Consider the following 24,571-nt stretch of genomic DNA (forward strand, 5'->3'; position numbering starts at 1 on the left):
ACGGCGGGCGCCGTAGCAGAATGGATACCTTATTACGCTATACTCGCTGGCTTTTGCTGCCCTGTCTGCTGGCGCTACTGCTCATGCTCGCCGATCGGCTATGGCCATTGCCGCTGTCTGAAGCGACGCCTGCACGGCTGGTCGTTGCGGAAGACGGCACGCCGCTGTGGCGATTTGCCGACGCCAATGGAATATGGCGCTATCCGGTCAGGCCGGAGGATGTCGCGCCGGATTATCTGCAGGCGCTGCTGAACTACGAGGATCGCTGGTTCTGGTATCATCCGGGCATCAACCCTCAGGCGCTGTTGCGCGCTGCCTGGCAGGATTTGCGCGGCGGCGAAATCGTATCAGGCGGCAGCACGCTCACCATGCAGGTGGCGCGTCTTCTTGATCCCCGACCCAGAACATTCAGAGGCAAGCTCTGGCAGGTCTGGCGCGCATTACAGCTGGAGTGGCATCTCTCAAAGCGCGAGATATTAACCCTTTATCTGAACCGCGCGCCCTTTGGCGGAACGGTGGAAGGCGTGGGAGCAGCCAGCTGGACATGGCTTGGCAAACCGCCCTCACAGCTGACGCGTGGCGAAGCTGCACTGCTGGCAGTCCTTCCGCAGGCGCCAAGCCGTCTGCGTCCCGATCGCTGGCCCGAGCGCGCGCAGGCGGCACGTGACAAAGTGCTCAAGCGGATGGCAACCCTGCAAGTCTGGCCAGAAAAGCAGGTAGAAGAGATCCTGCAGGAGCCGGTCTGGCTGGCACCCAGACAGGTGCCTCAGCTTGCGCCGCTGCTTTCGCGCAGGCTGCTGGCTTTGTCAAAGCAGCAAAAAATCGTTTCTACCCTTAGCGCGCCGATGCAGCGTCAGCTGGAGGCGCTGACCGCAGGCTGGAAAGCTCAGCTGCCGCCGCGCACGTCCATGGCTATTCTGGTTGTGGATCACACCACGATGAAGGTTCGGGCTTACATCGGCTCCGCCGATCTGGACGACGACACCCGCTTTGGCCATGTCGATATGATCCGCAGCGTCCGTTCGCCCGGCTCAATATTGAAACCCTTTGTTTACGGCCTGGCGCTGGATCAGGGGTTGATACATGCGGAGTCGCTTTTACAGGATGTACCCAGACGTTTCGGCGATTATCGTCCGGGCAATTTTGACAGCGGTTTTCACGGCCCGGTAAGCGTCAGTGAGGCGCTGGTACGCTCGTTGAATCTACCGGCGGTGCAGGTGCTGGAAGCGCTGGGGCCGAAATTTTTCACCGCGGCGTTAAGAAACGTCGGCCTGCAGCTACGTTTTCCGCCGGCGGCCGAGCCCAATCTTTCACTGGTACTTGGCGGCACCGGCACGCGAATGGATGAAGTCGTCGCGGCTTACAGCGCTTTCGCCCGTCATGGCAAGGCGGCGAAATTGCGCTTTCTGCCGCAGCAGCCGCTACAGGAAAGGCGGTTGCTGTCGCCGGGCGCGGCCTGGATTATCCGGCGCATTATGGCGGGAGAAGCGCAGCCGCTGGGAGATGACGTCCTGCCTGCGGTAGTACCGCTGGCGTGGAAAACCGGCACCAGCTACGGCTACCGCGATGCGTGGGCGACAGGAATCAATCCGCGTTATCTGATTGGCGTTTGGGTTGGCCGTCCGGACGGTACGCCAGTCGCTGGCCAGTATGGCAACGCCAGCGCGGTGCCGGTGCTGAATCAGGTCAACAATCTGTTGATGACCTCGCCGGTTTTCCGCGGCAACTGGCTGCCTGGCGATCCGCGGCCCGCTTCGGTAACGGCAGGAGCAATCTGCTGGCCGGGGGGACAGCCGCTGCCTGCCGGCGACAGTAACTGTCGCCAGCGCAGGCAGAGCTGGCTGCTGGATCATACTGCGCCGCCAACCCTGCTGGCTGTTAGTCAGGAGAGTCTGGCCGGGCTTCAGCAGCCCATCTGGCTTAACGAGGCTGGTCAGCGCGTGGCGGCGGACTGCCCGCAGGCTCACGCGGAAAAAATTATTCAGTGGCCGCTTGCGCTACAGCCCTGGCTGCCCTCTGCCGAGTGGCGCAGCCATCGCCTGCCAGAAATCGATGCAGGCTGTCCGCCTTTGCGTTCGGGAAATAAAGCCCCGTTGCTGATGACCGGCGTACGGGATGGTCAGCTGTTGCATCGCTTGCCGGGACAGACCACGCTGACAGTTAGCGTAAGCGTGCAGGGTGGAGAAGGAAGCCAGAGATGGTGGTTTCTTGACGGTAATCCGTTAGCTGATGCAGACGGCAAAGCCTCTTTATCGCTTTCGCTTAGCGAAAGTGGCAGGCACCAGCTGACGGTGCTTGACGAAGCGGGAGAAGTGGCGGCAGCCAGCTTTGAGTTGCGGTGATAATGTACAAAAAAGAGCGGCGCCGTTATAAAAGTGTGGGGATAAAACCTGTTTTTTTAATAAATTATTAAATCTTCCATAGGCAAGCCTGGCTCAGCCCCCTATAATCGGCGCCATTTTCCCGGCCGGGGAGCCTTTTCGCCGGCTAAACTCGACATCAAACAGGGGTCACTATGACTATCGAACGTACTTTTTCTATCGTAAAACCAAACGCGGTGGCAAAAAACGTAATTGGTGCCATTTTTAACCGTTTTGAAAGCGCTGGCTTCAAAATCGTTGGCACCAAAATGCTGCACCTGACCAAAGAGCAGGCTGAAGGCTTCTACGCAGAACACCAGGGTCGTCCTTTCTTCGACGGCCTGGTTGAATTCATGACCTCCGGCCCGGTAGTGGTTTCCGTACTGGAAGGCGAAAACGCCGTACAGCGTCATCGTGACCTGATGGGCGCGACCAACCCGGACAACGCGCTGGCTGGTACGCTGCGTGCCGACTACGCAGACAGCTTCACCGAGAACGCTACCCACGGTTCTGATTCCGTTGAGTCCGCTGCTCGTGAAATCGCCTTCTTCTTTGGCGAAAACGAAGTGTGCCCACGCACTCGTTAATTATTGCCGGTCGGTGAATGCGGCGCGTTTACAATTTATTTTCATTGCGCCCTTCAATCCACGCCCGTACAATAATGCGCCCCTGCCCAGTGCAGGGGCGTTTCATTTATACTCCTTAACCCCCCAGCGCCATAACGTGTAACAACGAGGCCAGAGAATATTATGTCTGAACAAATTGTGACCCCGTCGTCTGCTATCGCCACGCCAAAAAAAGAAAAAATCAACCTGCTCGATCTGAACCGCCAGCAGATGCGCGAGTTTTTCGTCAGTCTCGGCGAAAAACCTTTCCGCGCCGATCAGGTGATGAAGTGGATCTATCACTACTGCTGTGATGATTTCGATGAGATGACCGACATCAATAAAGTTTTCCGCGGCAAGCTGAAAGAGCTGGCTGAGATCCGTGCGCCGGAAGTCGCCGAAGAGCAGCGCTCGGCGGACGGCACCATCAAATGGGCCATTACCGTTGGTGGTCAGCAGGTGGAAACCGTCTATATCCCGGAAAAAGATCGCGCCACGCTGTGCGTCTCTTCTCAGGTTGGCTGTGCGCTGGAGTGTAAATTCTGCTCAACCGCGCAGCAGGGCTTTAACCGCAACCTGCGCGTTTCTGAAATTATCGGTCAGGTCTGGCGCGCAGCGAAAATTATCGGCGCTTCTAAAGTTACCGGCCAGCGTCCTATCACCAACGTGGTGATGATGGGGATGGGCGAGCCGCTGCTGAACCTGAACAACGTAGTGCCGGCAATGGAAATCATGCTGGACGATTTCGGTTTCGGCCTGTCAAAACGTCGCGTAACCCTCTCTACTTCAGGCGTGGTACCCGCGCTGGACAAGCTGGGCGATATGATCGACGTGGCGCTGGCGATATCGCTGCACGCGCCTAACGATGTTATTCGCGACGAAATTGTCCCGATTAACAAAAAGTACAATATCGAAACTTTCCTGGCTTCCGTCGCCCGCTATATTTCTAAATCCAATGCTAACCAGGGACGCGTAACCATTGAGTATGTGATGCTGGACCACGTGAACGACAGCACCGACAACGCGCATGAACTTGCCGCGCTGCTGAAAGACACGCCATGCAAAATCAACCTGATTCCGTGGAACCCCTTCCCGGGCGCGCCTTATGGCCGTAGTTCGAACAGTCGTATCGATCGCTTCTCTAAGGTGTTGATGGATTATGGTTTTACCACTATTGTGCGTAAGACCCGCGGCGATGATATCGATGCAGCCTGCGGTCAGCTGGCGGGCGAGGTGATTGACCGTACGCGCCGTACCATGCGCAAAAAGATGGCTGGCGAAGCGATTTCTGTGAAAGCGCTCTGAAACCAGGCTTCTGCGTTTGTGCCCTGAGCTAAAGGGCGTAACATCGCTTCCGTTAAGGAGGCGATGATGGATAAAGGATTACTTTTTTTGCTGGTTGCGCTGCTGTTTTCAGGCTGCGGCCTGACGTCGCAGCGCAGCGAGCTGGCCGGGACGCGACTACAATTAGGCTTGGCCTGGCTGGCGCAGGACGAACTGGCCCTGGCGGAGCGCAATCTGCGTCAGGCGGTGGCGCTGGCGCCAAACGATTACCGTTGCCGGCTTGCGATGGCCCGCTATTATCAGCGTGCGGGCGACAACGCGGCGGCGCTGGAAAATTACCGGAAAGCGGCAGCGCTGGCAGAACAAAACCGCGATGTAATCAATAATTACGGTGCGTTTCTCTGTCTTTTAGGGCAGTATGATGCGGCCCGGCAGCAGTTCAGCAAGGCGGCGCACACAGCGGGCCATGCCGACGCCCTGGAAAACGCCGGCTACTGCTATCTGCGGGCAGGAGAGCCGCAGAAAGCAAGAGTTGCGTTGCTGAAAGCGACGCAAAACGATGCGGAAAAGGGCGCCGCGCTGCTGGCGGAAGCCGAAAGGCGATTTGGAAAGAACGAGCGCGATACGTCGCGGCTCTTGTTAGATGTTTATCAACGCAACTTTGCTCCTTCGGCGCAGAGCTTGTGGCTAGAGATTCGCTTCGCCGCGCGGGCAGGGCATCCGGAAAGCATCCGGCTTGCCGGGGAACAGCTGGCGCGAAATTTTCCACAATCGAAACAGTACCTGCATTTTTTAGCTAATGAATACTGAAGCCACTCAAGATAAATCAGCAGTAAATTCAACAGGCGAACGCCTGCGCCAGGCCCGTGAAGAGATGGGCCTTTCTCAGCAGATCGTGGCGGAGCGCCTTTGCCTGAAACTTTCCACCGTACGCGACATTGAAGAGGACAGGTCGCCTGCGGATCTGGCCTCTACTTTTCTGCGTGGCTATATCCGCTCCTACGCCCGGTTGGTACACGTGCCGGAAGAGGAGCTGCTGCCGATGATGGCGAAGCAGACGCCAATCAGGGCCGGCAAAGTCGAGCCAATGCAGAGCTTCTCGCTGGGCAAACGCCGCAAAAAACGTGACGGCTGGCTGATGATCTTCACCTGGCTGGTGCTCTTTGTCGTGGTGGGCCTGACCGGCGCCTGGTGGTGGCAGAACCACAAGGCCGCGCAGGAAGATCTGGTTTCGATGGCCGATCAGAACGCCAGCACAGGCAGCGCCAACAGCCAGTCGATCCCGCTGAACAACGGTGAAGAGAGCGCGCCGTCGACCGACGCGTCGCCGATTGACAGCCTGCCTGTGCGCAGCGCACCGGCAGACAGCGCGGCCGATTCAGCTGAACCTGCCGCCGCCGCGAATGCAGCCGCCGCCAGCCCGGCCGCGCCTGCCGAGCCGGTAGCGGTTTCGCCTTCGCAGGCGCCGGCGGACAACGGTCAGATGCCGACAGCCGCCGCAAGCGTCAGCGCACCAGCCGCCGAGGCCAACGCGCTGGTCATGAATTTCAGTAAAGAGTGCTGGCTGGAAGTCTCTGATGCCACGGGCAAGAAACTGTTCAGCGGAATTCAGCACAGTGGTGGTAAACTCAGCCTCACCGGCACTGCGCCCTATCGTCTGAAGATTGGCGCGCCGGGCGCGGTTCAGATTCAGTACCAGGGTCAGCCGGTAGATCTGAGTCGTTTTATCCGTTCCAACCAGGTTGCCCGCCTGACAGTCGGTGCGCAGTAACGCATCTTCTGGTCGCGAGTAATTCCGGAGAAAGAATATGCATAACGAAGCACCCATTATCCGTCGCAAATCAAAGCGCATTTACGTCGGCAAGGTGCCGGTGGGCGACGGCGCGCCAATCGCCGTTCAGTCCATGACCAACACGCGTACCACCGATGTGGCGGCGACGGTCAACCAGATCAAAGCGCTGGAGCGCGTCGGCGTAGATATTGTCCGCGTCTCTGTTCCCACCATGGATGCCGCAGAGGCGTTCCGCCTCATCAAGCAGCAGGTCGACGTTCCGCTGGTGGCCGATATCCATTTTGACTACCGCATCGCGCTGAAAGTCGCCGAATATGGCGTTGACTGCCTGCGCATCAACCCTGGCAATATCGGCAATGAAGAGCGTATTCGTCAGGTGGTCGACTGCGCGCGCCATAACAATATTCCTATCCGCATCGGCGTCAACGCCGGATCGCTGGAAAGAGATCTGCAGGAAAAGTACGGCGAACCAACGCCGCAGGCGCTGCTGGAATCCGCCATGCGCCACGTCGATCACCTCGATCGCCTTAATTTCGACCAGTTCAAAGTCAGCGTCAAAGCCTCGGACGTTTTCCTGGCCGTCGAGTCCTATCGGCTGCTGGCTAAGCAGATCGATCAGCCGCTGCATCTGGGCATCACCGAAGCGGGCGGCGCACGTGCTGGCGCGGTAAAATCCGCTATCGGCCTGGGTCTGCTGCTGTCGGAAGGCATTGGCGATACGCTGCGTATCTCGCTGGCGGCCGATCCGGTCGAAGAGGTGAAGGTCGGTTTCGATATCCTGAAATCGCTGCGCATCCGTTCACGCGGCATCAACTTTATCGCCTGCCCGACCTGCTCCCGTCAGGAGTTTGACGTTATCGGCACCGTTAACGCGCTGGAGCAGCGGCTGGAAGATATTATCACTCCGATGGACGTCTCTATTATCGGCTGCGTGGTTAACGGGCCGGGCGAGGCGCTGGTTTCCACGCTTGGCGTTACCGGCAGCAACAAGAAAAGCGGCTTCTATGAGGATGGCGTTCGTCTACGCGAGCGTCTGGACAACCATGATATGATCGACCAGCTTGAGGCACGTATCCGCGCCAAAGCCGCGATGATGGATGAATCTCGTCGTATCGACGTGCAGCAGGTTGAAAAATAAATAACGGCGGGGCGGGCGCGCCGTAGCTTTCGCGGCCCGCCTCCGGAATCAAAGAAGAGAAAACAGTGGCGAAGAATATTCAGGCAATCCGCGGGATGAACGACTATCTGCCTGTGGATACCCTTGTATGGCAGCGTATTGAACAAACCCTTAAGCAGGTGCTGGCCAGCTACGGCTACAGCGAAATCCGCACGCCGATTGTAGAGCAGACCCCGTTATTCAAACGCGCTATCGGTGAGGTCACCGACGTGGTTGAAAAAGAGATGTACACCTTCGACGATCGCAACGGCGAAAGCCTGACGCTGCGTCCGGAAGGCACGGCAAGCTGCGTGCGCGCCGGTATCGAGCACGGTCTGCTCTACAATCAGGAACAGCGCCTGTGGTATATCGGGCCGATGTTCCGCTACGAGCGCCCGCAGAAAGGACGCTATCGTCAGTTTCACCAGATCGGTGCCGAAGTCTTCGGCCTGCAGGGCCCGGATATCGACGCCGAGCTGATTATGATGACCGCTCGCTGGTGGAAAGCGCTGGGCATTGCCGATCACGTGCGTCTGGAGCTGAACTCAATCGGTTCGCTGGAGGCGCGCGCCAACTACCGCGATGCGCTGGTGGCGTTTCTGGAACAGCATAAAGAAGTGCTGGACGAGGACTGCAAACGCCGTATGTACAGCAACCCGCTGCGCGTGCTGGACAGTAAAAATCCGGACGTGCAGCAGCTGCTGAACGATGCGCCGGTCCTGGGCGACTATCTGGACGCCGACTCCCGTGAACACTTCGAAGGTCTGTGCCGACTGCTGGACGACGCCGGCATCGCCTACACCGTGAACCAGCGACTGGTGCGCGGCCTGGACTACTACAACCGCACCGTTTTCGAATGGGTGACCAGCAGCCTCGGCGCTCAGGGCACCGTGTGCGCCGGCGGCCGTTACGATGGTCTGGTTGAACAGCTGGGCGGGCGCGCTACGCCAGCCGTAGGCTTCGCAATGGGAATGGAGCGTCTGGTACTGCTGGTGCAGGCCGTGAATCCGGAATTTGAACCGACGAGCATTGTCGATGTCTATGTTATCGCTTCAGGGGCTGGCGTACAGTCTGCGGCGATGCAGCTGGCGGAAAAACTGCGCGACGCGGATCCGACTCTGAAGCTGATGACCAACTTTGGCGGCGGCAACTTCAAAAAGCAGTTCGCTCGCGCGGACAAGTGGGGCGCCCGCGTGGCGCTGGTGCTGGGCGAAGAAGAAGTTGCCAACGGTCAGGTCGTCATTAAAGATTTGCGCAACGGCGAGCAGCAAAAGCTGGAGCAGCATGAGGCGGCAGCGACGCTGGCAGCGATGCTGAAGCAGACGGCCGCGATTTAAGGAGAGTGTTTGCGTGGAAGTGTATAGCAACGAAAACGAACAGGTTGACGCGCTGAAGAATTTTTTCGCGCAGAACGGCAAGGCGCTGGCGATCGGCGTGATTATCGGCATCGGCGCGCTGGCAGGCTGGCGCTACTGGAGCGGCCACCAGGACAACAGCAGCCGGGAAACCTCGGCGGTCTACCAGCAAATCTCCAGCGAGCTGGACAGCAGCAAGCCAGAGACGCTGACGGCGGCGGCGAAGTTCGCCGACAGCAACAGCAATACCTACGGCGCGCTGGCGTCGCTGGATCTGGCGAAGCGCTACGTTGACAACAACGAGCTGGACAAAGCCGCAGCGCAGCTGCAAAACGGCCTGAAGGCGACAAAAGATGCTAATCTGCAGGCGGTGCTGAATCTGCGTTTGGCGCGCATTCAGCTGCAGCAGAAGCAGCCGGATGCGGTGCTGAAAACCCTGGACGGGATCAAAGGCGACGGCTGGGCGGCCATTATCGCTGACGTGCGCGGCGAAGCGCTGCTCAGCAAGGGCGACAGCAAAGGTGCTCGAGAAGCCTGGAGTAAAGGCATCGCTTCCAACGCCTCGCCGGCGCTGAAAGAGATGCTGCAGATGAAAATGAATAATTTGCCGGGTTAATAATTGCCGCAACGGGCTCAAGAGGGATTTCATGGAATTGCGTAAGATACTGCTGCCGGCACTGATTTCAGTCACGCTGCTCAGCGGATGTTCATGGTTCAGCGGCGAAGAAGACGTGGTCAAAATGTCACCGCTGCCGAAAGTGGAAAATCAGTTTACTCCGGAAACGGTCTGGAGCACCTCGGTAGGCGACGGCGTAGGCGATTACTACTCCAATCTGCATCCGGCCTGGTCGGAAAATACCGTTTATGCGGCCGATCGTTTCGGCATCGTCAAGGCGCTGAACGCGGGCGACGGTAAAGAGCAGTGGAAAGTCGATCTGTCGACCAAAACCGGTTTCTTCTCCAAAAACCTGCCTGCGCTGCTTTCCGGCGGACTCTCTTATGACGGCGGACACGTTTACGTCGGCAGCGAGCGCGGCGAAGTTTACGCGCTGAACAGCAGCGACGGCACGATCGCCTGGCAGACCAAAGCGGCGGGCGAGGTGCTCTCCCGTCCGGTTGCCAGCGACGGACTGGTGCTGATTCATACCAGCAACGGTATGCTGCAGGGGCTGGATCAGAACAGCGGCGCGGTGAAATGGACCGTTAACCTGGACGTGCCGGCACTGTCGCTGCGTGGCGAATCTGCACCGGCTACCGCGTTTGGCGCGGCTATCGTCGGCGGCGACAACGGCCGCGTCAGCGCGGTGATGATGAACCAGGGCCAGATTATCTGGCAGCAGCGCATCTCCCAGCCGGGCGGCGCGACGGAAATCGATCGCCTTGCCGATGTGGATACCACGCCGGTTATCGTTGACGGCGTAGTCTACGCGCTGGCCTATAACGGCAACCTGGCGGCGCTGGATCTGCGTTCCGGCCAGATTATGTGGAAACGTGAGATCGGCTCGGTACACGATATGATCGTGGATGCTGGTCGCATCTACCTGGTCGACCAGGACGATCGCGTCGTGGCGCTGAGCACCGATGGCGGCGTAACCGTCTGGCGCCAGAGCGATCTTCTGCACCGTAACCTGACCGCGCCCGTGCTCTATAACGGTTATCTGGTGGTCGGCGACAGCGAAGGCTATCTGCACTGGGTCAACACCACCGACGGTCGTTTCGTTTCCCAGCAGAAAGTGGACGGCTCCGGTTTCCAGACGGCACCCGTGGTCGCCAGCGACAAGCTGCTGATTCAGGCGAAAGGCGGCAAGGTTTACGCCTTTACCCGCTAAAACGTCAACGGCGTCCTGCTACAACGGCTCCTGAATCTTCAGGGGCCGTTTCGTTTTTCTACAGGCGTGGTATCCTCTACGCCTTCAGCCTGCATGCGCGTCAGCAATTCAATTGCAGGCGGTCAGGCGTTTAATTTAGTTATGAGGCTTCAATATGGTACCTGTGGTCGCGCTGGTCGGGCGTCCCAATGTGGGAAAATCTACCCTTTTTAACCGTCTTACGCGCACGCGAGATGCGCTGGTGGCGGATTTTCCCGGGCTAACCCGTGACCGTAAGTATGGTCGCGCCGAGGTCGAAGGGCGTGAGTTTATCTGTATCGATACCGGCGGTATCGACGGCAATGAAGAGGGCGTGGAAACCCGTATGGCTGAGCAGTCGCTGTTGGCGATTGAAGAAGCCGACGTGGTGCTGTTTATGGTGGATGCGCGCGCTGGCCTGATGCCAGCCGATCAGGCCATCGCTCGTCATCTGCGCTCACGTCAGAAGCCTACTTTTCTGGTCGCCAACAAAACCGACGGCATGGATCCCGATTCTGCCGTGGTCGATTTCTACTCGCTGGGACTGGGTGACATCCATCCTATCGCCGCTTCGCACGGCCGCGGCGTAACCGGCCTGCTGGAGATGGTGCTGCTGCCGTGGATGGATGAAGTGGTGCCGCAGGCGGAGCTGACCGAAGAAGAAGAGAACGAAGCTTACTGGGCGGAGCTGGCGGCGAAAGAGAGCGGCGAAGAGGCCGAGGAAGATAACTTCAACCCGTTGGATCTGCCAATCAAACTGGCGATCGTCGGCCGTCCTAACGTGGGTAAATCAACGCTTACTAACCGCATTCTCGGCGAAGAGCGCGTGGTGGTTTACGATATGCCCGGCACCACGCGCGACAGTATCTATATTCCGATGGAGCGTGACGGTCGTGAATATATCCTGATCGACACGGCGGGCGTGCGCAAACGCGGTAAAATTACCGAAACGGTTGAGAAATTTTCGGTCATTAAAACGCTGCAGGCGATCGAAGACGCCAACGTGGTCATGCTGGTGATCGACGCGCACGAAGGCATTTCCGATCAGGATCTGTCGCTGCTGGGCTTTATTCTTAACAGCGGCCGCTCGCTGGTGATTGTGGTCAACAAGTGGGATGGCCTGTCGCAGGAGGTTCGCGACGAAGTGAAAGAAACCCTCGACTTCCGTCTTGGCTTTATCGACTTCGCTCGCGTTCACTTTATCTCCGCGCTGCACGGCAGCGGCGTGGGCAACCTGTTTGAATCGGTTACCGAGGCTTACGACTGCTCAACCCGTCGCGTCAACACCTCTATGCTGACCCGTATTATGAATATGGCGGCCGACGATCATCAGCCGCCGCTGGTACGCGGGCGCCGCGTGAAGCTGAAATATGCGCACGCTGGCGGTTACAATCCGCCGATTGTCGTGATCCACGGCAACCAGGTGAAAGATCTGCCGGACTCCTACAAGCGCTATCTGATGAACTACTTCCGCCGTTCACTGGAAGTCATGGGTACGCCAATCCGCATTCAGTTCAAGGAAGGCGACAACCCGTTTGCCGGCAAACGTAACCTGCTGACGCCAAATCAGCAGCGCAAGCGCAAACGTCTGATGAGTCATCTGAAAAAGAATAAACGTTAATCCGCGAGGGGGCCTGATGGCCCCTTTTGTTTTATACTCATCACAAACAGGAGGAGCCTATGAGCGAAAATTGTCCGGTATGCCAGCATCATCTTGTCGCCCGCCATGAAGGGTTTCACTGCGTTGATTGCCACCGCGATTTTGCCGCGCAGCCGGTTTGTCCCGACTGTGGCCAGTCACTTCAGGTATTAAAAGCCTGCGGCGCCACTGATTACTTTTGCCCAAACGGCGACGGCCTGATCTCCAGAAAACGGGTAGTTTTTAAGCCGCTGATTGAGTCGCTGTAAAATTCATTTTATTTCCCCCGGTGCTAAAAAGGCTTATTTTTAATATGCCTTTTATTCTATCAATTCTGCTTCTCCTTTTTGGTTCCCTTCAAAGCTAACTGTTTCATTTATTGCTGCCTCTGTTTACCTCTCCTTCAGCCATTCTGAACAGTTCTGCGCCGGTATAGTTCGACCAGGGTTAAAATTCGGAAAACAGGAGAAAGAGCAACCGTTGCAAAGGTGAAGTTTGTTAATTTTATGTATAGTTATTTACGTACCGCATGGTACAATTTTTTTCGTTGTCTTCCGAAAGCCGCTTATGGCGGGCCTTTCAGACCGACGCAGGACGGGGCAAGCCCGTGATGATTTGTTAACGAAAATAGTGACCATAGCATAATGTTGATTTGCTTCGCCCGACGCAGCGCGCGCAGAAGCAGCGTAAGATTGCGCTAAGGGCCTGTTTTTTCCAGGAGTGTTTTACCATGTCTCAAACGAATGCCCGGTCGCCGAAATGGCTGGGGCTGTGGTGCATTGTGCTGGGCCTGATTTTGCTGGCGACCGGCCTCTTTTTTGTGGTGGGCGGCGGCAAGCTGGTGTCGCTGGGCGGTAGCTGGTACTTCCTGATTGCCGGTATCTTTACCGTGCTTTCCGCCATTCAATTTTTCCGCCGTAAATCTTCCGCCGTTGCGCTTTTCGCGCTGATCTTTATCGGCACGCTGATCTGGGCTCTGCTGGATGTCGGTTTCGACTTCTGGCCGCTGGTGTCGCGTCTGATGACTATCGCCGGGCTGATGCTGCTGGCCGTTATTACGCTGCCGGCGCTGCGCAAGCGCGAAGGAAAATCCTCTGCGGCTAAACCAGCTTATATTTCTGCAGCGGTGCTGGTTGTAGGTATGGTTGTAACTTTCGTGCAGATGTTCCAGCCCCACGCGCCTGTCGCCGATGGCAGCGAACTGCCGCTAACGCCGGTTAACAAGGCCAACGAGCAGAAAAACTGGGATAACTACGGCAACACGCCGGGCGGCAGCCGCTTTGTGGCGCTGGATCAGATTACGCGTGATAACGTCAAAGATCTGAAAGTCGCATGGACTTTCCATACGGGCGATATTCCTGAAAGCCCAACCGGCAACGGCGCGGAAGATCAGCAAACGCCTCTGCAGATTGGCGATGTGCTTTATCTCTGCACGCCGCACAACAACGTGATCGCTGTTAACGCCGATACCGGCAAAAAGATTTGGGAACACGTGGTTAACGCGCAGGCGGAAGTCTGGAACCGCTGTCGCGGCCTGGCTTACTTCGACGCCACCAAACCGCTGACTCAGCCTTCTGTGCCTGGCTCCACGCCGGTGCCGCAGCCTGCTCTGGCGGCGGGTGATAGCTGCCAGCGTCGTCTGCTGATGAACACCATCGACGCGCGCCTGATGGCTATCAATGCCGACAACGGCGAACTGTGCCAGAACTTCGGCGACCACGGCGTGGTTGATCTGAAAGCGGGCCTGGGCGAAGCGCAGGATCCAAAATATCAGCTGACCTCGGCGCCAACGCTGGCCGGTACTACCGTAGTGGTAGGCGGTCGCGTGGCGGACAATGTGCAGACCGATATGCCTGGCGGCGTAATCCGCGGTTTTGATGTCATCACCGGCCAGATGCGCTGGGCATTCGATACCGGCAACGACGATCCGAATGCGAAACTGCAGCCGGGCCAGACCTTCGCCCGCAGTACGCCTAATTCCTGGGCGCCGATGTCCTACGACCCAACCATGAACACCGTGTTTATGCCGATGGGCAGCTCTTCGGTGGATCTGTACGGCGCAACGCGTACCGCGCTGAACCATAAATATGGCGCTTCTGTGCTGGCGGTCGACGCAACTACCGGTAAAGAGAAGTGGGTTTATCAGACCGTCCATAACGATCTGTGGGACTTTGACCTGCCGATGCAGCCAAGCCTGATCGACTTCCCGATGAAGGATGGCACCAGCAAACCAGCTGTAGTAATCGGCACTAAAGCGGGGCAGATCTACGTGCTGGATCGCCTGACCGGCAAGCCGCTGACCGAAGTGAAAGAAGTCCCGGTCAAAAAAGGTAATATCCCGAACGAGCAGTACACGCCGACCCAGCCTAAATCGGTTGGTATGCCGCAGATTGGCGCGGAAACGCTGAAAGAGTCCGATATGTGGGGCGCGACGCCGTTCGATCAGCTCGCCTGCCGCGTGGCCTTTAAATCGATGCGCTATGATGGCCTGTACACCGTGCCGGGCACCGATAAAGCGCTAAGCTTCCCGGGTTCGTTGGGCGGGATGAACTGGGGCAGCCTCTCGACCGATCCGAATAATCACTACATCTTCGTTAACGACATGCGTCTTGGCCTGTGGGTGCAGATGATCCCGGCTAACACCGGCGCTATCGCTCGTGGCAGCAACGGCGGCGAAGCGATCAACACCGGTATGGGCGCGGTGCCGCTGAAAGGCACGCCTTACGCGGTTAACAAAAACCGCTTTATGTCGCCGCTGGGCATCCCTTGCCAGAAGCCGCCTTTCGGTACGCTCTCCGCTATCGATCTGAAAACGCAGAAGCTGGTGTGGCAGGTTCCGGTCGGCACCGTGCAGGATACCGGCCCGTTCGGTATCAAAATGCGCGCGCAGATGCCGGTAGGCATGCCGACGCTGGGCGGCACGCTGGCTACACAGGGCGGTCTGGTGTTTATCGCAGGCACGCAGGATTACTATCTGCGCGCGTTTGACTCCGCCACTGGTAAAGAAGTGTGGAAAGCGCGTCTGCCGGTTGGCAGCCAGGGCGGCCCTATCAGCTACAGGTCGCCGAAAACAGGTAAGCAGTACATCCTGATTTCAGCAGGCGGCGCGCGTCAGTCTCCGGATCGCGGCGACTACGTGATTGCCTACGCGCTGGATAAATAAGCGAGCGTAAAAAAATAAAGCCCCGCTTATAGCGGGGCTTTTTTACGTCTACTGTCCGTCGTGCCAGAGCTGTACCAGTTCCGGCGGCGCCAGATCCTCGGGAATAACGATGACGAGATTGCCCGACTGATGCTCCGTGGCGTAGCTGATTTCGATACGATAATAACGCTGATCGCCTCTTCCGGCGCGGCTCTGCTCTCCTGGCGGTTCGCCCAGCTGCAGCGCGCGTCGCAGCACGCTGCAGACATGCTCCCGCTTTGGCGGATCCAACTGCGCCAGCGCAATACGTCTTGGCCCCGACAGTTTAGGGATAAAAGCAAAACCGCCTTCGCGCGCCACGTCAATGACCGCGTCGTCGCTCAGTTCCGGAAGTGAATTCATAACACGCCAACCTCCTTCCAGGCGTTCTCAATCGCCTGACTCACCGATTTATTAAAGCGCTTCTGGCCATGATTAACCGTGTACTGTGCGAAAGTTTTAAAATCGGCATTCTGCGGCAGCGTTTTATCACACACTGTATCATACCAGGCATAGCCTGCCAGCTCCCACGCGTAGCCGCCCAGCGCCTGCGCGGCCAGGTAAAATGCGCGGTTGGGGATGCCGGAGTTAAGATGTACGCCGCCGTTGTCGTCACGGGTTTGCACATATCCTTTCATATCCGCAGGCTGTGGATCTTTACCCAGCAGCGGATCGTCATAGGCCGTGCCGGGCGCCGACATTGAGCGCAACCCTTTGCCGTTGATGCCTTCCGCCAGCAGGCCTTCGCCAATAATCCAGTCAGCCTTGTCGGCTGTTTGTTTAAGGCTGAACTGCTTAACCAGCGAGCCGAAAACGTCCGACAGCGATTCGTTCAGCGCGCCCGCCTGTTCAAAATAGATCAGCCCGGCTTCAGTTTCGGTCACGCCGTGCGCCAGCTCGTGGCCGACTACATCCAGCGCAATGGTGAAGCGATTGAAGATTTCGCCGTCGCCGTCGCCGAACACCATCTGCTGACCGTTCCAGAAGGCGTTCTGATAGCCTTTGCCGTAGTGAACCGTGCCTTTCAGCGTCAGTCCCTGGTTATCCAGAGAGTTGCGCTGATAGGCCTGCCAAAAGAAATCGTAGGTGACGCCGAGATAATCGTAAGCCTCATTGGCGGCAACGTCGTTATTGCTGGACTGGCCTTCGCTGCGCACCAGCGTACCGGGAAGGTTTTGCGTCTGCTCTGAATCGTAGATTTCCCGCTGAACCTTGCCCGGTGCGGCGGTTTTCGCGCCGTCAGGCTTGACCCAATTTTCCGCCATCAGCGTCTGCACGTGCGCCAGGGTATGACGCGCGCAGCTCTGCTGCTGGCCGGAGCCGTTATCGATGATTTTGCGCAGAATATAGGGAGGAATGACGCCGTAATGCATACCATGCTCCTTGGTCCATCGTAAATGTCCAAAAAGTATAGTGGCTGCTTTGCGTACGCGCATTGCGGCGCGTCCCGCATTTTCACCTCAGCAATATCAGCGCCTTGCCGAAGATATCAGGATTTTTTAGCGCGGGCTTTTTTTACGGGCACGATCGCCGTGACCTCGCTTTCCACCCAGCCGTCGTCCAGCCGTGTTTTCAGCGTATCGCCGGTTTTGATCTGCGCCGCTTTTTTAATGACCGCGCCGTCTGCCGCTGTTGTGACGCTAAAGCCGCGCGCCAGCGTGGCCAGCGGACTGACGCCTTCCAGCCGCGCCGTCAGCTCGCCAAACTGCTGTTTGCCGCCATTCAGCTGCGCCTGCATCGCCTGCTGCAGGCGATATTGCCATTGCTGCAGCTGCTGCTGCGCGCGGTAAAGCCGATTTTGCGGCTGAATCGCGGCAAGGCGTTGCGCGACACGTTCCTGCTGGCGGCCAGCCTGGCGCAGCCGCAACTGCATGGCATCGTCCAGCCTGCGCTGCAGCTTCATCAGCGTGGTTTGCTGACGGGCCAGCCTCAGCTGAGGATGCTGCTGCTGCAAACGGTGATGCAGCCGGGTAAAGGTACGGTTCTGCTGCGCGAGATAGTAGTCCATCGCCATCTCCAGCCTGGTCTGCTGCGACTGTAGCTGACGCAGCAGCTCAATCTGATTGCGGCTGACCAGCTCCGCCGCCGCGGAAGGCGTGGGCGCGCGTAAATCCGCGACAAAATCGGCGATAGTCACGTCGGTTTCATGGCCGACAGCGCTGACGATGGCGATGCGGCTGGCGAAAATCGCTCTCGCCACGCGCTCGTCGTTAAAGCTCCAGAGATCTTCCAGCGAGCCGCCGCCGCGTCCGACAATCAGCACGTCACACTCCGCGCGCTGGTTGGCAACCTCAATGGCGCGCACGATGCTGGCGGGCGCATCCACGCCCTGAACCGGCGTCGGGTAAATCACTACCGGCAGAGAGGGATCGCGGCGGTGCAGAATACGTAAAATATCGTGCAGCGCCGCGCCGGTGGCGGAAGTAATCACGCCGACCTGACGTGCCGGATCCGGCAGCGGCTGTTTGTGAACCTGTTCAAACAGGCCTTCGCCTGCCAGCTTCTGCTTAAGCTGTTCAAACTGCTGCTGTAGCAAACCGTCGCCCGCAGGCTGCATGCTTTCGGCAATCAGCTGATAATCGCCGCGCGGTTCATACAGCGTAATGGTGGCGCGAACCAGCACCTGCTGACCGTTTTGCGGACGAAAAGTCACGCGGCGGTTGCTGTTGCGGAACATCGCGCAGCGCACCTGGGCGCCGTCATCCTTCAGCGTAAAGTACCAATGGCCGGAAGAGGGCTGAGAGAAGTTGGAGATCTCGGCGCTCAGCCAGACCTGGCCCATCTCCATTTCCAGCAGCTTGCGCACCGTGGTGTTCAGGCGGCTGACGGTAAAAATATTGGCGGTTGGCGGTAGCGACATGTGATAGAGATCAAACTTTAAATCAGAGGGTTAATTAACCGATACTACATGCCTGACCAGAGGGATCAAGAGTTTTTCGTAAATAATGCTGGAGGCAATCGATTACGCCCTGTATAATGCCGCGGCAATATTTTACAAGTTCTCATTCACCCTGAGGTTGAGATATTGCCATGCTAAGAATCGCTAAAGAAGCCCTGACATTTGACGACGTACTGCTCGTTCCCGCTCATTCTACTGTATTGCCTAACACGGCCGACCTCAGTACCCAGCTTACCAAAACTATTCGTCTGAACATTCCTATGCTCTCTGCAGCGATGGATACCGTGACCGAAGCGAACATGGCTATCGCGCTGGCGCAGGAAGGCGGCCTGGGCTTTATCCATAAAAACATGTCCATTGAACGCCAGGCGGAAGAAGTCCGTAAGGTGAAAAAACATGAAAGCGGCGTGGTAACCGATCCGCAGACCGTGCTGCCAACAACCGCGCTGAGCGACGTAAAAGCCCTGACCGAACGCAACGGCTTTGCAGGCTATCCGGTAGTGAACAGCGAAAATGAACTGGTAGGGATTATCACCGGCCGCGACGTACGCTTCGTGACCGATATGAGCCTGCCAGTTTCCGCGGTGATGACGCCGAAAGAGCGCCTGGTCACGGTGCGCGAAGGCGAAGCGCGCGAAGTCGTGCTGCAGAAGATGCATGAAAAACGCATCGAAAAAGCGCTGGTGGTGGATGACGCCTTCCATCTGCTGGGCATGATCACCGTAAAAGATTTCCAGAAAGCCGAACGCAAGCCTAACGCCTGTAAAGACCAGCAGGGTCGTCTGCGCGTTGGCGCGGCGGTCGGCGCAGGCGCCGGCAATGAAGAGCGTGTGGACGCGCTGGTCGCGGCGGGCGTGGACGTGCTGCTGATCGACTCTTCTCACGGCCATTCCGAAGGCGTGCTGCAGCGTATCCGCGAAACCCGCGCCAAATATCCTGACCTGCAAATCGTCGGCGGCAACGTGGCGACCGGCGCTGGCGCGCTGGCGCTGGTTGAAGCAGGCGTGAGCGCGGTTAAAGTCGGTATCGGCCCTGGTTCTATCTGTACTACCCGTATCGTTACCGGCGTGGGCGTACCGCAGATCACTGCGGTTTCCGACGCGGTCGCCGCGCTGGAAGGCACCGGCATTCCTGTTATCGCGGACGGCGGTATTCGCTTCTCCGGCGATATCGCGAAAGCGATCGCCGCTGGCGCAAGCGCGGTGATGGTCGGTTCCATGCTGGCCGGTACAGAAGAATCACCGGGCGAAATCGAACTCTATCAGGGCCGCGCTTTCAAATCCTACCGTGGTATGGGCTCACTGGGCGCGATGTCCAAAGGCTCTTCCGATCGCTACTTCCAGACCGATAACGCGGCAGACAAGCTGGTGCCGGAAGGTATCGAAGGGCGTGTGGCTTACAAAGGCCGCCTGAAAGAGATCGTGCATCAGCAGATGGGCGGCCTGCGCTCCTGCATGGGCCTGACCGGCTGCGGCACCATCGAAGCGCTGCGTACCAAAGCGGAATTCGTCCGCATCAGCGGCGCGGGCATTACCGAAAGCCACGTACACGACGTCACCATTACCAAAGAGTCGCCAAACTATCGCATGGGTTCTTAACCCGGCCATGATGCCCGGCGCTTGCCGGGCGTTTCTTAATCCCTGTATTTGTTTATCGCTCTGGAATAGCTCAATGACCACGGAAAATATCCATAAACACCGCATCCTGATCCTTGATTTCGGCTCGCAGTATACGCAGCTGGTTGCACGCCGCGTGCGCGAGCTGGGCGTATATTGCGAACTTTGGGCGTGGGACGTCACCGAAGAGCAGATCCGCCAGTTTAATCCAAACGGCATCATCCTTTCCGGCGGCCCGGAAAGCACCACCGAGCACAACAGCCCGCGCGCGCCGGAATATGTTTTCAACGCTGGCGTACCTGTGTTCGGCGTTTGCTACGGTATGCAGACTATGGCGCTGCAGCTTGGCGGCAAAGTCGAAGGATCCAGCGAGCGTGAGTTTGGCTACGCGCAGGTGGAAGTCGCCGTGGAAAGCGCGTTGACCCGCGGTATTGAAGATTCCCTGAGCGCCGACGGCAAGCCGCTGCTGGACGTCTGGATGAGCCACGGCGACAAAGTGACCGCGATCCCCGCTGACTTTGTTACCGTCGCCAGTACGGAAACCTGTCCGTTCGCCATTATGGCTAACGAAGAGAAACGTCTTTACGGCGTGCAGTTTCACCCGGAAGTGACCCACACTCGTCAGGGCCAGCGTATGCTGGAGCGTTTTGTGCTGGAGATTTGCCAGTGTGAAGCGCTGTGGACGCCAGCAAAAATTATCGAAGACGCTATCGAACGCCTGCGCGAGCAGGTAGGCAATGACCGGGTGATCCTGGGCCTTTCCGGCGGCGTGGACTCTTCCGTTACCGCTATGCTGCTGCATCGCGCTATCGGCGATCGCCTGACCTGCGTTTTCGTGGATAACGGGCTGCTGCGCCTGAACGAAGCGGAGCAGGTGCTGGAGATGTTCGGCGATCATTTCGGTCTGAATATTGTGCATGTGGAAGGCGAACAACGCTTCCTGGATGCGCTGGCAGGCGTTGACGAACCGGAAGCCAAGCGCAAAATTATTGGCCGCGTGTTTGTGGAAGTGTTCGACGAAGAAGCGCTGAAGCTGCAGGATGTAAAATGGCTGGCGCAGGGCACCATCTATCCAGACGTGATTGAATCCGCCGCTTCCGCCACCGGCAAAGCGCACGTGATCAAATCGCACCACAACGTGGGCGGCCTGCCGAAAGAGATGAAGATGGGCCTGGTCGAGCCGCTGCGCGAACTGTTTAAAGACGAAGTGCGCAAAATCGGTCTGGAGCTGGGTCTGCCGTACAATATGCTTTACCGTCATCCGTTCCCGGGTCCTGGGCTGGGCGTGCGCGTGCTGGGCGAAGTGAAGAAAGAGTACTGCGACCTGCTGCGTCGCGCCGATGCTATCTTTATCGAAGAGCTGCACAAAGCCGATCTCTACAACAAGGTCAGCCAGGCGTTCACCGTGTTTCTGCCGGTGCGTTCCGTAGGCGTGATGGGTGACGGTCGTAAATATGACTGGGTTGTCTCGCTGCGCGCGGTGGAAACCATCGACTTTATGACCGCGCACTGGGCGCATCTGCCCTATGAGTTCCTGGGCCGCGTCTCTAACCGTATCATCAATGAAATCGACGGCATTTCCCGCGTGGTTTACGATATCTCCGGTAAGCCGCCGGCGACGATTGAGTGGGAATAATCTAACGCCCTGCATTGATTTTACTCTGAAAGCTCTGCCACTCGGCGGGGCTTTTTTTCGATCTGACTCGGCTTTATTCCTGCAAAAAATCGCTATTTCATCTCCATTTGCGAGCCTTGCCGAAGCCTGTAAATAAGGCCGTTGGCTTCTCTCCATAAGGCGGAGGAGGCGTGCTAAAGTCCGGCCATATCAACGGACTGACGGGAGCAGGAGATGGCACTGACGCCTACGCCGCACGACGCCTTTTTTAAACAGTATCTGAGCCAGATCGAGGCCGCCAAAGATTTTTTGCAGATCCATCTGCCCGCTAAGCTGCTGGCATACTGTAATCTCAGCACGCTGAAGCTGGCGTCCGGCAGCTTTATTGAGGATGACCTGCGGTCTTATCATTCGGATGTGCTCTACTCATTAGAAACGGTTGAGGGCACAGGCTATATCTATTGCCTGATCGAGCATCAAAGCTCACCGGATCGGCAAATGAGTTTTCGGCTTATGCGCTATGCCATCGCGGCGATGCAGCAACATCTGGAAGCCGGCCATAAAAAACTGCCGCTGGTGATCCCGATACTTTTTTACCATGGTTCCGTTACGCCTTATCCTTACAGTACTAACTGGCTGCAGGGATTCGATAATCCCCAACTGGCAGCGGAACTCTACAGCACTCATTTTCCGCTGGTTGACATTACCGCGATTTCTGATGATAAAATCATCACTCACCGCCGTATTGCCATACTGGAACTGCTGCAGAAGCATATCCGCTTACGGGATTTGGCGGCGCTGGAGCGGCAGCTGATAGTGCTGCTGGACAACGGAGATATTCACGGTGAGCAGCTGACCCTGCTGGTTAATTATATCGCGCAGGCAGGGCAGGCGAGCAACGCCAAAGCGCTATTCCGCAGGCTGGCGCGACGCTTACCGCAGCATAAGGAGGTTATGATGACCATAGCAGAACAGCTGGAACAGCTTGGACTTAAAAAAGGCCTTAAACAGGGTTTCAGAAAGGGACGGGACGAAGGTTTTCAGCAGGCAAAACTGGAGGTCGCCCGCAATATGCTGGCTGGCGGTCTGGATCTTAAAACTATCAGGAAAATGACCGGCCTACCGGCCATAACGCTATGGAAACTAGCTCACTAACGTTCCTGGATTTTTTCGTTCAGAACGGTGACTATCCGGCTGGTTAACCAGCAGTAGCCAGCAGGCTTGCTGGCTACCCATTAACTTCAATGCAGTAAAAACAGCGTCGCCAGTCCCAGAAAGATAAAAAAGCCGCCGGTATCGGTCAGCGCGGTAATCAGCACGCTGGAACCAACGGCAGGATCGCGTTTTAGTTTGGTCATAATCAGCGGGATCAGTACGCCCATCAGCGCGGCCAGCAGCAGGTTTAAAACCATTGCCAGCATCATCACGCCGCCCAGCGCCGGATTGCCGTACATCGCCCAGGTAATGCCGCCCATGATACCGCCCCAGCAGAGGCCGTTAATCAGGGCCACGCCCAGTTCGCGCGCAATCAAAAATGAGAAGTTGCCCGGTTCAACCTGATGCAGTGCCAGCGCGCGTACGATCATGGTAATGGTCTGATTGCCGGTATTGCCGCCGATGCCGGCGACGATAGGCATCAGCGTGGCCAGCGCCACCAGTTGCGAAATCGTCTCTTCAAACAGGCCGATCACGCGCGAAGCGACAAACGCGGTGCAAAGATTGATTGCCAGCCAGGTCCAGCGATTGCGTACCGCTTTTCTCACCGGCGCAAACACATCTTCATCAGGATTCACGCCGCCCATCTTACGAATATTGCTGTCGTTCGCTTCGTTGACCAGATCGATCACATCCTCAATGGTCACGCGGCCCATCAGCTTGCCTTTGGCATCGATAACGGCGGCGGAAATCAGGTCGTAACGCTCGAAAGCGCCCGCCGCGTCTTCGGCTTTATCATCCAGCCGGAAGGTGACCGGCCTGTCGTTCATCACCTCGAAAACTCGCTTGCCGGGCTTGTTCAGCAGAATATCCATCAGCGTCAGCTCGCCCAGCAGCGTGTTGTTCTCGTCGGTGATAAACAGCTTATCGGTGCCTTCCGGCATCACCTTTTTGCGCCGCAGGTAACGCTGAACGGTGGCGAGCTTGATATCGGCAGGCACGGTGACCAGCTTGAAATCCATGATGCGGCCGACGCGGTCGCGGTCAAAATCCATCACCTCCAGCACGCGCGAACGCTGCGCCGGATCGAGCGAGGTCAACAGACGGCCGGTTAAATCTCGCGACAAATATTTAGCGAGATAGACTTGTTCATCGATATCCAGCGGTTCGATCGCCTGCAGCAGCTCGCGATCGCTCATCTCCTCGATCAGGCTTTCCCAGACGTTTTCCGAGGCCTCGACCAGCACTTCCCCGCGTCGGTCGGTGCCAACCAGCCGCCACAGTGCCCGGCGCTCTTCTTCAGGCAAGGCTTCCAGCAGATCGGCGATATCCGCCGCGTGCAGCAGCGGCAGATACTCTTTCAGCTCCCGCACCTGTTCCAGATGCGCTTCGGCCTCGGCTTCGCTCTGCTTCAGCGGTTTCTGAAGCAGCGTATCGACCAGATCGCCGTCGTTAAGCAGGAGGTTAAGAATACGGGTACGAATTTCAGCAAGTTGCTGAGCATGTGACTGGGCTACAGACATAAAAATTCCCTTGTGTCTGGCAAAAGCGGACAAAGAAGTAAGTATTGCTTAAATTGAGCGGTTCAGAAGATTAAGTGGCATTTTTTCAGGCGCGCGTTGACTATTTGTCGCTGCTGGCAGGCAGTACCGTTTCCTGTTTTTTCTGCTTGTGGTGTTCGATAGCGCCGGGCAGCACGTAAATCAGTCGGGCAGCCAGAATGATAAAGCTGACCAGCAGCACGATTCGGGTCATTCGGCTTGTTTTACGACGTTTTCTGAATGGCATAGCGCGGTTCACGCAGTGTTCCTGAAGTTAGCCCGCAGGCGGTTGAGCAATTTAGACACAGGCCGACCGTCAGGTCAATGCCGATGACGGGAATGGAAAGGCTTTGTTCAGGATTGCCGCTTTTTTGCAATTCTCTCTAATCAACCACAGCCGACAGATTCGGAAAGATAAAAGGGTCGAAATTGACTCAGGTCAATTTCGACCGGGCGATAATGCATAGTATGGCGAATACTTCCGCACCGGAATTATCGTTTTACTGAAAATAACGCCCGCCAGCAG

The 24,571-nt window shown here is 57.4% G+C and carries 20 protein-coding genes; 15 read left to right on the forward strand and 5 right to left on the reverse strand.

Annotated features, from left to right (window positions below; all coding sequences use genetic code 11):
• Positions 1-20 precede the first annotated feature (20 nt).
• The 12 genes from pbpC (at position 21) to MKZ79_RS18645 (ending at position 15,201) form a co-directional block, all read left to right on the forward strand.
• A complete protein-coding gene (pbpC, locus tag MKZ79_RS18590; protein ID WP_336144125.1) occupies positions 21-2,342 on the forward strand; it encodes a peptidoglycan glycosyltransferase PbpC in 2,322 nt (773 codons plus the stop codon).
• 173 nt (positions 2,343-2,515) lie between these two features.
• Positions 2,516-2,947, forward strand: a complete 432-nt coding sequence (gene ndk, locus MKZ79_RS18595; RefSeq protein ID WP_336144126.1) for a nucleoside-diphosphate kinase — start codon at positions 2,516-2,518, stop codon at positions 2,945-2,947.
• A gap of 162 nt (positions 2,948-3,109) precedes the next feature.
• Positions 3,110-4,270, forward strand: coding sequence for a bifunctional tRNA (adenosine(37)-C2)-methyltransferase TrmG/ribosomal RNA large subunit methyltransferase RlmN (locus MKZ79_RS18600; RefSeq protein WP_336144127.1), 1,161 nt, complete (start codon positions 3,110-3,112; stop codon positions 4,268-4,270).
• Between the two features lie 66 nt (positions 4,271-4,336).
• On the forward strand, positions 4,337-5,059 hold the full coding sequence (pilW, locus tag MKZ79_RS18605; protein ID WP_336144128.1) for a type IV pilus biogenesis/stability protein PilW: 723 nt from the start codon (positions 4,337-4,339) through the stop codon (positions 5,057-5,059).
• Positions 5,049-6,020: a cytoskeleton protein RodZ gene (rodZ, locus tag MKZ79_RS18610; RefSeq protein WP_336144129.1), complete on the forward strand. Its 972-nt coding sequence runs from the start codon at positions 5,049-5,051 to the stop codon at positions 6,018-6,020. Before pilW ends, rodZ begins: the two co-directional genes overlap by 11 nt.
• A 37-nt stretch (positions 6,021-6,057) precedes the next feature.
• Positions 6,058-7,179 carry a flavodoxin-dependent (E)-4-hydroxy-3-methylbut-2-enyl-diphosphate synthase gene (ispG, locus tag MKZ79_RS18615; protein WP_336144130.1) on the forward strand — a complete coding sequence of 374 codons (1,122 nt, stop codon included), beginning with the start codon at positions 6,058-6,060 and terminating at the stop codon, positions 7,177-7,179.
• A 65-nt stretch (positions 7,180-7,244) separates the two neighbouring features.
• The gene (hisS, locus tag MKZ79_RS18620) at positions 7,245-8,534 is read left to right on the forward strand and encodes a histidine--tRNA ligase (RefSeq protein ID WP_336144131.1); all 1,290 of its coding nucleotides are present in this window, start codon (positions 7,245-7,247) and stop codon (positions 8,532-8,534) included.
• A gap of 13 nt (positions 8,535-8,547) precedes the next feature.
• Positions 8,548-9,168, forward strand: a complete 621-nt coding sequence (locus MKZ79_RS18625) for a YfgM family protein (RefSeq protein ID WP_336144132.1) — start codon at positions 8,548-8,550, stop codon at positions 9,166-9,168.
• A gap of 31 nt (positions 9,169-9,199) precedes the next feature.
• Positions 9,200-10,381: an outer membrane protein assembly factor BamB gene (gene bamB / locus MKZ79_RS18630; protein ID WP_336144133.1), complete on the forward strand. Its 1,182-nt coding sequence runs from the start codon at positions 9,200-9,202 to the stop codon at positions 10,379-10,381.
• Positions 10,382-10,535: 154 nt separating this feature from the next.
• Positions 10,536-12,020, forward strand: a complete 1,485-nt coding sequence (der, locus tag MKZ79_RS18635; protein WP_336144134.1) for a ribosome biogenesis GTPase Der — start codon at positions 10,536-10,538, stop codon at positions 12,018-12,020.
• Between the two features lie 59 nt (positions 12,021-12,079).
• Entirely contained in the window at positions 12,080-12,307 is a 228-nt protein-coding gene (locus MKZ79_RS18640; protein WP_336144135.1) for a zinc ribbon domain-containing protein, read from the forward strand.
• A gap of 461 nt (positions 12,308-12,768) precedes the next feature.
• A complete protein-coding gene (locus tag MKZ79_RS18645) occupies positions 12,769-15,201 on the forward strand; it encodes a glucose/quinate/shikimate family membrane-bound PQQ-dependent dehydrogenase (RefSeq protein WP_336144136.1) in 2,433 nt (810 codons plus the stop codon).
• A gap of 48 nt (positions 15,202-15,249) precedes the next feature.
• Here MKZ79_RS18645 and MKZ79_RS18650 read toward each other — a convergent pair whose 3' ends face one another.
• The 3 genes from MKZ79_RS18650 to xseA form a co-directional block, all read right to left on the reverse strand.
• A complete protein-coding gene (locus tag MKZ79_RS18650) occupies positions 15,250-15,582 on the reverse strand; it encodes a protealysin inhibitor emfourin (RefSeq protein ID WP_336144137.1) in 333 nt (110 codons plus the stop codon).
• Complete coding sequence (locus MKZ79_RS18655; RefSeq protein ID WP_336144138.1) at positions 15,579-16,592, reverse strand: M4 family metallopeptidase; 1,014 nt, start codon at positions 16,590-16,592, stop codon at positions 15,579-15,581. The genes MKZ79_RS18650 and MKZ79_RS18655 overlap by 4 nt, the downstream gene beginning before the upstream one ends.
• 116 nt (positions 16,593-16,708) lie before the next feature.
• Positions 16,709-18,079, reverse strand: coding sequence for an exodeoxyribonuclease VII large subunit (gene xseA / locus MKZ79_RS18660; protein ID WP_336144139.1), 1,371 nt, complete (start codon positions 18,077-18,079; stop codon positions 16,709-16,711).
• 170 nt (positions 18,080-18,249) lie between these two features.
• On the opposite strand from xseA, the gene guaB reads away from it, so the two are divergent.
• From guaB to MKZ79_RS18675, 3 genes are all read left to right on the forward strand, one after another.
• On the forward strand, positions 18,250-19,716 hold the full coding sequence (gene guaB, locus MKZ79_RS18665; RefSeq protein ID WP_336144140.1) for an IMP dehydrogenase: 1,467 nt from the start codon (positions 18,250-18,252) through the stop codon (positions 19,714-19,716).
• 73 nt (positions 19,717-19,789) lie between these two features.
• The gene (guaA, locus tag MKZ79_RS18670) at positions 19,790-21,370 is read left to right on the forward strand and encodes a glutamine-hydrolyzing GMP synthase (protein ID WP_336144141.1); all 1,581 of its coding nucleotides are present in this window, start codon (positions 19,790-19,792) and stop codon (positions 21,368-21,370) included.
• Between the two features lie 213 nt (positions 21,371-21,583).
• The gene (locus tag MKZ79_RS18675) at positions 21,584-22,504 is read left to right on the forward strand and encodes an Rpn family recombination-promoting nuclease/putative transposase (RefSeq protein WP_336144142.1); all 921 of its coding nucleotides are present in this window, start codon (positions 21,584-21,586) and stop codon (positions 22,502-22,504) included.
• 86 nt (positions 22,505-22,590) lie between these two features.
• Here the strand turns inward: MKZ79_RS18675 and mgtE are convergent, their stop codons facing one another.
• The gene (gene mgtE, locus MKZ79_RS18680) at positions 22,591-24,027 is read right to left on the reverse strand and encodes a magnesium transporter (RefSeq protein WP_336144143.1); all 1,437 of its coding nucleotides are present in this window, start codon (positions 24,025-24,027) and stop codon (positions 22,591-22,593) included.
• 100 nt (positions 24,028-24,127) lie between these two features.
• Positions 24,128-24,292: a YfgG family protein gene (locus MKZ79_RS18685; RefSeq protein ID WP_442897176.1), complete on the reverse strand. Its 165-nt coding sequence runs from the start codon at positions 24,290-24,292 to the stop codon at positions 24,128-24,130.
• Between the last annotated feature and the right edge of the window lie 279 nt (positions 24,293-24,571).

Source organism: Erwinia sp. CGal63 (genome assembly GCF_037026505.1).
Taxonomy (GTDB): domain Bacteria; phylum Pseudomonadota; class Gammaproteobacteria; order Enterobacterales; family Enterobacteriaceae; genus Erwinia.